Consider the following 5,255-nt stretch of genomic DNA (forward strand, 5'->3'; position numbering starts at 1 on the left):
TCGACCTCCACGTCGACCGGCCTGAGCTCGCTGTCGACCGGCCTGAGCACGACGAACAGTACGGTGGATAGCCTCTCGACGTCGACTTCCACGGGCCTGAGCTCGCTGTCAACGTCGACCTCGACAACAGCCAGTTCGCTGTCGACGGGAGTCAGCTCGCTGTCCACCGGCCTCAGCACGACAAACAGCACGGTAAATAGCCTCTCGACGTCGACCTCGACGGGACTGAGCTCTCTGTCGAGCTCGACCTCGACGACGGCCAGCTCGTTGTCGACGGGCGTGAGCTCGCTGTCGACTGGTTTGAGCACGACCAACAGCACTGTGAATAGCCTTTCGACCTCCACGTCGACCGGCCTGAGCTCGCTGTCGACCGGCCTGAGCACGACGAACAGTACGGTGGATAGCCTCTCGACGTCGACTTCCACGGGCCTGAGCTCGCTGTCAACGTCGACCTCGACGACGGCCAGCTCGCTGTCGACGGGCGTGAGCTCGCTGTCCACCGGCCTGAGCACGACCAACAGCACGATCGACAGCCTCTCGAGCTCAACGTCAACGAGCCTGACTTCGCTGTCGACGTCAACCTCGACCACAGTCAGCTCGCTGTCCACCGGCGTCAGCTCCCTGTCGACTAGTCTGAGCACTGCCACCAGCACAATGGACAGCCTGTCGACCTCGACCTCGACCGGCATGAGTTCGCTGTCGACCGGCCTGAGCACAACGTTCAGCAACATTGCTTCGCTGTCGACCGGCGTCGCCAATTCGGTGCAGTATGACAACCCGCAGCACACCAGCGTCACGCTCGGCGGCGCCGGCGCCACCGCGCCGGTCACGCTGACCAACGTTGCGGCGGGCGTCCATCCGACCGATGCTGTGAACTTCGGACAGCTGACTTCGTTGTCGACGACCACGGTGTCGAGCATCAGCTCGCTGTCGACCGGCCTCGTAACGACCAACAGCACGTTGAATTCGCTGTCGACGTCGACCTCGACCGGCTTGGGCTCGCTGTCGACGAGTCTGGCCACCACCGACAGCAACGTCGCGTCGCTGTCGACCGGTCTGACGACGACCAACAGCAACGTCAGCGCGCTGTCGACCGGCCTCGCCAACGGCACCGTCGGTCTGGTTCAGCAGGTCGGCGGCGCGCCGGGCAACGGCGCGATCACGGTCGGGGCGAGTACCGGCGGCACGGTGGTCGACTTCACCGGCACCGACGGCGCCCGGCGGTTGGCCGGCGTCGCGGCCGGCACGAATCCGACCGACGCGGTCAACGTGAGCCAGTTGCAGGCGGTCGCCGCGGTGACATCGAACGCAGTGCTGTACGACAACGCAGCCCACACCAGCGTCACACTCGGCGGCACTGGCGCGACCTCGGCCGTCACGTTGACCAACGTCGCCGCCGGCACGGTCAGCGCGACCAGCACCGACGCGATCAACGGCAGCCAGCTGTACCAACTGCAGAGCCAGTTCGGCGCAATGGTCACGCAGCTGACCCCGGTGCAAATGACGGGCGGCACCGACTTGAAGTACGTCGCGGTGAACTCGACCGGCAACGCGGCAGTTGCTTCGGGTACCGAATCGGTATCGATCGGCGGTAACGCGCAGGCGAGCGGCACCAACACGGTGGCGCTCGGCAGCGGAGCCCAAGCAAGTGCGAACAACGCGACCGCGATCGGCGCGAACGCGGTGGTGTCGGCGACGAACTCGGTCGCGATCGGCGCGGGTTCGGTGGCCAGTTCGGCCAACACGGTGTCGGTGGGCTCGGTCGGTAACGAGCGGACCATCAGCAACGTAGCGCCGGGCGTGAATCCGACCGACGCGGCAAACGTTGCGCAGTTGCAGGGCATGCAGCAGAATATCGACAACGTGGCCCGCAACGCCTATTCGGGCATCGCGATGGCCGGTGCGTTGGCGGGGCTGCCGCAGGTGGAGCAGGGCAAGACGTTCCAGCTCGGCGCCGGCATCGGCAACTACGGTGGCTATACCGCGCTGGCGATCGGCGCCAGCGCCCGCGTCACCGAAAACACCATCGTCAAGATGGGCGTGAGCGCGACGAACGGTAGCCGTCTGCTGATCAACGCCGGCGTCGGTTACTCCTGGTAAGGCGGTCGCGGCGGGGCAGACGCGCTACGGTTTGCGCCGCGCCGTGCGAAAAAGACAGGCTCCCGCAGCGACGCGGGAGCCTGTCTTTACAACTCAAGAACTGAACATGCGCATCGGGATCTCCGTCGTCACGCATTCCGGCCAGAACATCTGGCAGAACGGTCTGGGGCAGAACGTCATCTTTCTCGCCGAGGTGTTTCAACGCCTGCCGTTCGTGCAATCCGTTGTCCTGATCGATGTCGGCGATCAGCGCGCGATGCCGCCGCAGGTCGACACCGACGCCAAGGCGCTGCGCATCATGACGACCGCCGAGGCGACCGACGAAGTCGACGTGATCATCGAAATGGGCGGCGCGCTGAACGTTCAATGGCTGGACCTGATGCGCAAACGCGGCAAGAAAGTCGTGTTCTATTGCTGCGGGCAACCGTTCGTCGGCCTCGTCGAATCGGCCGTGTTCAATAAGCCGGCCCATGCGTCGCGTCCGGATCGCTGCGACGAAATCTGGCTGCTGCCGAAAGACGCGGCATTCGCGCCGATGCTGCGGGTGCTGCATCGCTGCGACGTGCATGAAGTGCCGTTCATCTGGCATCCGCAATTCATCGAGCGACGCATCGGGGAAGTCGCGCAAATCACCGGGCTGCACTATGGTTTCCAGAATAGCGAGGCGGCCGCGGATGCATCGCGCGGTCTGCGCGTTGCGATCTTCGAGCCGAATATCTCGGTCGTGAAGACCTCCAGCGTGCCGATGCTGATCTGCGAGGAGGCCTATCGCGCCGATCCGGATTCGGTGAGCAAGATGAACGTGCTCAATACGCTGCATCTGAAAGACCATCCGACCATGCTGTACTTCGCGAACTCGCTGAACCTCGTGCGCGAGCACAAGGCGCTGTTTCAGGGGCGGCACGATATCGTCGGTTTCATGGTGCAGCATGCGGATGCGGTCGTGTCGCACCAGTGGCAGAACGACCAGAACTACAGCTATCTCGACGCGCTGTACGGCGACTATCCGCTGATCCACAACTCCCCGTGGCTGAAAGACGCCGGCTACTATTACCCGGCCTTCGAAGTGCGCGCGGGCGCCGCGCAACTGCGCCGCGCGCGCGCACAGCACGCGGCGCGGCTCGACGACTATCGCGCGCGCTCCAAACGCGTGTTCGACGCGGTGAATCCGTTCAGTCAGGCCAACCTCGATGCGCATGCGGCGCGGCTCCTGCATCTGTGCCGCGATACGACTTTCACCGCCAACCGCCCGGGCCATTCATGAATTCAGTACCCAGCTCATTGGCCGGCGCCCGCAAGCTGCGAGTCGGCGTATCGATTTATGTGCGCAAAGGCGAGCAGTCGCTGTGGGAAAACGGCATCTATCAAAACTGTATTTTTCTGGTGATGCTGCTGATGCGCTCGCCGCTCGTCGAAGCAACGTACCTGGTGGCTGGCGGCGGCGACGGCAAACCCGCCGACGCGAAGAATTTCCTCGCCGATTCGCCGGTGCCGCTGATCGACATGAACGAAGCGGCGAACACGCTCGACGTGATGATCGAAATGAGCGCGCAGCTGGCGCGCGAATGGGTCGTCGCGTTTCGCGAGCGCGGCGGCAAGATCGTATCGATGCGCGTCGGCAACGACTACGTAATCGACATCGAACGGATGGTGTTCGACAAATCGCACGGACTGCTGATTACCGGCGCGCCTTACCATGAAATCTGGACCTTGCCCGAATACGAGGTGACCTGCCTGCCGTACTTCGAAAGCGTGTTCCGCTGCCCGGTGCGGCTGATGCCGCATCTGTGGAGTCCGCTGGTGCTGGAGCGCGAGGCGGCGAGGCTGCCCGACGGCAAGCGCTTCGGTTACCGGCCGGGCCGCAAGCGCTGGCGCGCGGGCATCTTCGAGCCGAACATCTGCATGGTGAAGACGAGCTACGTGCCGCTCCTCGCCTGCGAGGCCGCGCATCGCGACAACCCGGACATGCTGGAACACGTGTTCGCGTACAACACGTTTCATCTGAAGGAGCACGTGAGCTTCAACGGCTTTGCGCGCAGCCTCGATATCGTGCAGCACGGGCTCGCGTCGTTCGAAGGGCGCTTTCCGTTTTGTCAGGTGGTCGCGACGGACGTCGATGTGGTCGTCAGCCATCAATGGGAAAACGCGCAGAACTACGTGTACTACGAAGCGCTGTACGGCGGCTATCCGCTCGTCCACAATTCGCATCTGATCGGCGACTGCGGATATCGCTATCACGGTTTCGACTGCGAGGACGGCGCTCGGGCGTTGCAGCTCGCGTATGCGAAGCACGATGTCGGTCTGGATGCGTACCGGCATACCGCGAACGCTTTTCTCGCCAGGCTCGATCCGCAAAGCGATGCCAACGTCGCCACCTATACCGAGGCGATCGCCCGGCTTTTCGAGAGCCGCTAACGCCAGCGCGCGCATCGATCGACTTTTATCGACACAGGCCATCCGATCAGCCATGACCTTATTCCATTCAGCTGCTACGACCGGATCCAGAATGCTCGCCGCCGGCATGTTGCTAGCATCGCTGCAGTTCGCCTTCGCGCAGAGCGTGCTGGTGCCGCAGGCCGAGCAGGGGCCGCGCAATTCGGTGGTGCAGGCGGCGAGCGCGATCGGCGCGCGGCAATGCCTGCCGGCGCTGAGCGAATTGTCCGCGCTCGCGATCAAAGGCACGACCGGCAACGACGTGCTATTTGACTGGGATCGCGCGCGCGGCGGCAATAGCGCGATTTTTTCGCTGATCGGGCTCGAAGCGGCCAACGCCAATGCGGCGATGTCGCTGACCGGCGTGCCGGAGGCGGACGGTTCGTGTTCGGTATCGGCCGAACGCATTTCGGTCGAGCCGGCCGATTGCGCGACGGTAGCCCGCAAGCAGTTGCCCGGCTACCAGGGCACGAAGCTGCTGTCGCATATGATGGTCTATACGGACGGCAAAACGCCTGGCTCGTCGGTGTCGCTGATCGACTCGAAGCCGGGCTGTCTGATGATCCGCCGCTTCGTGATGTTCCGTAAAGCTCCGCAGTAAGAAACAGGAAAACTCAGACCATGAACCGTTTGCGCATCGGCATCACGATCGGCCTGCATCAGCCGAACGAAACGCTGTGGAATAACGGCATCAAGCAGAACGCCGCGTTTCTCGCGGACGC

Annotated in this window: 5 protein-coding genes and 1 pseudogene; all 6 read left to right on the plus strand. The window is 63.6% G+C overall.

The window, feature by feature from the left end:
* A pseudogene (locus tag LJ656_RS35240) lies at positions 1-1,110 on the plus strand (hemagglutinin); the annotation flags it as partial.
* A gap of 78 nt (positions 1,111-1,188) precedes the next feature.
* Positions 1,189-2,100, plus strand: a complete 912-nt coding sequence (locus LJ656_RS35245; RefSeq protein WP_425606074.1) for a YadA family autotransporter adhesin — start codon at positions 1,189-1,191, stop codon at positions 2,098-2,100.
* A 106-nt stretch (positions 2,101-2,206) separates the two neighbouring features.
* Complete coding sequence (locus LJ656_RS34190; protein ID WP_230513849.1) at positions 2,207-3,364, plus strand: DUF2827 domain-containing protein; 1,158 nt, start codon at positions 2,207-2,209, stop codon at positions 3,362-3,364.
* Positions 3,361-4,515, plus strand: a complete 1,155-nt coding sequence (locus tag LJ656_RS34195; protein ID WP_230513850.1) for a DUF2827 domain-containing protein — start codon at positions 3,361-3,363, stop codon at positions 4,513-4,515. Before LJ656_RS34190 ends, LJ656_RS34195 begins: the two co-directional genes overlap by 4 nt.
* Before the next feature lie 106 nt (positions 4,516-4,621).
* Positions 4,622-5,134 carry a hypothetical protein gene (locus LJ656_RS34200; protein WP_230513851.1) on the plus strand — a complete coding sequence of 171 codons (513 nt, stop codon included), beginning with the start codon at positions 4,622-4,624 and terminating at the stop codon, positions 5,132-5,134.
* A gap of 20 nt (positions 5,135-5,154) precedes the next feature.
* Positions 5,155-5,255, plus strand: a 101-nt coding sequence (locus LJ656_RS34205; RefSeq protein WP_230513853.1) for a DUF2827 family protein, incomplete at its 3' end; no start/stop codon positions are given.

The organism is Paraburkholderia sejongensis (assembly GCF_020880815.1).
GTDB classification, from domain to species: Bacteria; Pseudomonadota; Gammaproteobacteria; order Burkholderiales; family Burkholderiaceae; genus Paraburkholderia; species Paraburkholderia sejongensis.